Consider the following 3,448-nt stretch of genomic DNA (forward strand, 5'->3'; position numbering starts at 1 on the left):
CGCGGTGCCCGAGGTCGACGCGCTGGTGCGCGGCAGCCGCAGCGTGTCGCTGGCCGCGCGGCGGCGCGCCAAGGCCGGCCCACCGGCGCCCGGCCCGGCGCTGGTGTCGCTGGACGGCGGGCTGTCCCGGCTGGTCGACGCCCTGGCCGGGGCCCTCGACGACGTCGACGTCCGGCTCGGCACGCCGGTCGAGGCGCTGCACGCCGTGGGCGACCGGTTCCGCCTCGGGCTCGCCGAGGGGGCCGAGCTCGAGGCGGACCTGGTGGTGCTCGCCACCCCCGCGTACGTCACCGCGCAGCTGCTCGGCGAGATCGCCCCCGACGCGGCCGCAGCGGCCGCCGAGGTGCCCTACGCCGACGTCGCGAGCCTCACCCTGGTCTACCCCCGGGAGGCGCTGACCCGCGAGCTCGACGGCACCGGATTCCTGGTGCCGCCGGTCGAGGGGCTGCTGCTCGTCGGCTGCAGCTGGCTGCCCGCGAAGTGGCCGCAGCTGGCCGACCCCGCGACGGTGCTGATCCGCGGCATGGTCGGCCGGTACGGCGACCGGCGGTTCGCGGGGATGGACGACGACGAGCTGGTCGGCGCCGTGCACCGCGAGCTGGTCCGCACCATGGGACTCGCGGCGCCGCCCAAGGAGGGGCACGTGCAGCGCTGGCCGCGCGCCATGCCCCAGTACACCGTCGGCCACCAGGCTCGGCTGGACCGCATCGACCGGGCCCTCGCCGCGCACCCCGGGCTGCGGGTCACCGGGGCCGGCTACCGCGGGGTCGGGCTGGCCTCGTGCGTCCGCCAGGCCGAACGCACCGTGCACGACCTCGTCCCGCGGCTCACCGGGGCCGCACCGCTCTCGGGAGGACCCGCATGACCGCCACGACCGTGCAGGAGCAGGAGCCGGACCGGGACCGACCGGCTGGGCACCCCGTGGGGCGCCCAGCCGGCGGACGGGTCGACTACGACCAGCGCCCGATGCTCGTGTTCTGGGAGACCACCCGGGCCTGCGCGGTGGCCTGCCGGCACTGCCGGGCCTCCGCGCAGACCCAGCCGCTGCCCGGCCAGCTCAGCTCCGCCGAGGGCCGCGCGCTGGTCGACCAGGTGGCCGGCTTCGGCCGCCCCTACCCGATCCTGGTCCTCACCGGCGGGGACTGCCTGCTGCGCGAGGACCTGTTCGAGCTGGTCGAATACGCGACGTCCCTGGGGGTGCCCACCGCGCTGTCGCCGTCCGTCACCCCGGTGCTCACCCCGGCGATGGTGCAGCGGATCGCGACCAGCGGCGTCAAGGCCGTCTCGATCAGCCTGGACGGCGCCAGCTCGGCCACCCACGAGGGCGTACGGGCGATCGAGCACCACTTCGAGGACACCGTCGCCGCGATCCGGGCGCTGGTCGACGCCGGGCTCACCGTGCAGGTGAACACCACGGTGATGCGGGAGAACCTGCATGAGCTGGCCGACGTGGCGGCCCTGGTCCAGGACACCGGCGCGCACATCTGGGAGGTGTTCTTCCTGGTGCACGTGGGCCGCGGGGTCGCCTCGGGCGCGATCACGGCCGAAGAGCACGAGGACGTCTGCCACTTCCTGTACGACGCGTCGCAGTACGGCTTCATCGTGCGCACGGTCGAGGCGCCGTTCTTCCGGCGGGTGGTGACCGAGCGACGGGCCGGCGGCCAGCCGCCGCAGTCCGCGGTCTACGCGGGCCTCGCGCAGCGGCTGACCACGCTGCTCGGCCCGGCGCAGCGCCGGCCCAGCGCGCACACCGCGGCCACCCGGGACGGCAAGGGCATCTTGTTCGTCGCCCACGACGGCGAGGTGTACCCGGCCGGGTTCCTCCCGCTCGGCCTGGGCAACCTGCGGGAGCGCCCGCTGCGCGAGATCTACCGCGACGACCCGCTGCTGCGCCAGATCCGGGCGGCCGAGTTCAGCGGCCGCTGCGGGTCGTGCCCCTACGCCGACCTGTGCGGCGGGTCGCGGGCGCGGGCGTTCGCGGCCGGCGGGGACCCACTCGGCGAGGACCCGGCGTGTGCTTTCGACCCCGCGGTGGAGGCCCTTCGCCCCTGAAATCCCGGCGCATGGGCTGCGAGGGTGCCTGAAGACCCAGCCACCGACGAAGGAAGCGCGCCATGAGTGCGACGACAGCACCCGCCCCCAGCCATCGAACGAGCGCCAAACAGGGACCCGGCACGGTCCGGAAGGTGTCCGCGATCCTGGTCATGCTCGTGGGGGTGGCGTTCATCGTCGTCACCTTCGCCAACAACCTGTTCAAGGTCGGCCCGGCCTTCGACAGCATGATGAACGACTTCCGGCCGATGCTGGCGCAGTCGTCCATCGACACGGCCCGGCAGGACCTGACCGGCCTGTCCGCGGTGGGCACCGAGGTGCAGAACAAGATGATCCCTGCCGTGTCGGCGCAGCTGGGGATGACGACGGACCAGTTCTCGGCCATGATCAACCAGCAGTTCCCGGCCGTGGCCGCCGGCCTGCAGACGATCCCGCAGGCCGTCCCGGCGTTCAACGGGCTGATGGACACCCTCGAGGCGAACCAGGCACTGTTCGCGTCCGCTGACGCGATCCCAACCAAGAACCTGCCGGCCACCACGGTGCCGTGGGCGCTGCTCGGAGCCGGCATCTTGTCGATCATCGCGGGCATCCTGATCTGGGTCACCCCCCGCGCCGGGGCGATCGTGGCCCTGGTCCTGGGCGCCGCGCTGGTGGTGTTGCCGCTGGTCATGTCACTGCCGCAGAAGGCGGCGGACGCCGACCAGCTGAACAAGAACCTGCAGCCGGTCTACACGCAGACCCTCGTCGACCAGTCCAAGCAGACCCTGTCCACGCTCAGCGCCATGGGCACGGAGATGCAGACCAAGATGCTGCCCGCCCTGGCCACCCAGCTGAAGATGACCCCCGATCAGCTCAACGCGTTCCTCGGGCAGAACTTCCCGGCCACCGCGACCGCGCTCGCGGGGTTCTCCACCACCATGCAACGGTTCGACTCGATGGTCACGAAATTCGAGACCAACCTGGACAACTACAACACGCTCAAGTCGGTGAAGTTCGTGCCCATCATCTGGACGATGATCGGCGGCGGCGTGGTGATCTTCCTGCTCGGCGGGGCGGCGCTGTTCGCCCGCCGCGGCGAGCTGAAGACCGCCTGACGCAAACGCCGCCTCGGACCGGGCGCGTCCCGACCTGTCAGGGGGTCGGGACACGCCCGGTCCAAGTGGCCTGGGCGCCGCTGTGCCCGATCCGGACCACCTGGACGACGCTGCCCAGGGCCATCACCACGACGACCCCCGCGGCGACGAGCACCACCGGGCGCAGCCAGCCCGGAACGGGGCCGGTGCCGGTGCGGGCTGCCACCTGGGCCACCGTCCAGCGCTCGAGGTCGGTCGACGACACCGGAGCCGCCGGGCCCTCGATCGCCCGCCGGTAGACGTCCAGGCCGACGACGGCGGCC

General features: G+C 73.2%; 4 protein-coding genes. 3 read left to right on the forward strand and 1 reads right to left on the reverse strand.

What is annotated here, in order from left to right; genetic code table 11:
• From hemG to VIM19_10490, 3 genes are all read left to right on the forward strand, one after another.
• The coding region (hemG, locus tag VIM19_10480) for a protoporphyrinogen oxidase (protein HEY5185309.1) at positions 1-865 on the forward strand (865 nt) is incomplete at its 5' end.
• Positions 862-2,052 carry a TIGR04053 family radical SAM/SPASM domain-containing protein gene (locus tag VIM19_10485; protein HEY5185310.1) on the forward strand — a complete coding sequence of 397 codons (1,191 nt, stop codon included), beginning with the start codon at positions 862-864 and terminating at the stop codon, positions 2,050-2,052. The genes hemG and VIM19_10485, both read left to right, overlap by 4 nt.
• A 134-nt stretch (positions 2,053-2,186) precedes the next feature.
• Positions 2,187-3,146: a hypothetical protein gene (locus VIM19_10490; protein HEY5185311.1), complete on the forward strand. Its 960-nt coding sequence runs from the start codon at positions 2,187-2,189 to the stop codon at positions 3,144-3,146.
• A gap of 37 nt (positions 3,147-3,183) precedes the next feature.
• Here VIM19_10490 and VIM19_10495 read toward each other — a convergent pair.
• Positions 3,184-3,448, reverse strand: a 265-nt coding sequence (locus VIM19_10495) for a hypothetical protein (protein HEY5185312.1), incomplete at its 5' end; no start/stop codon positions are given.

The organism is Actinomycetes bacterium (assembly GCA_036510875.1).
Taxonomy (GTDB): Bacteria; Actinomycetota; Actinomycetes; order Prado026; family Prado026; genus DATCDE01.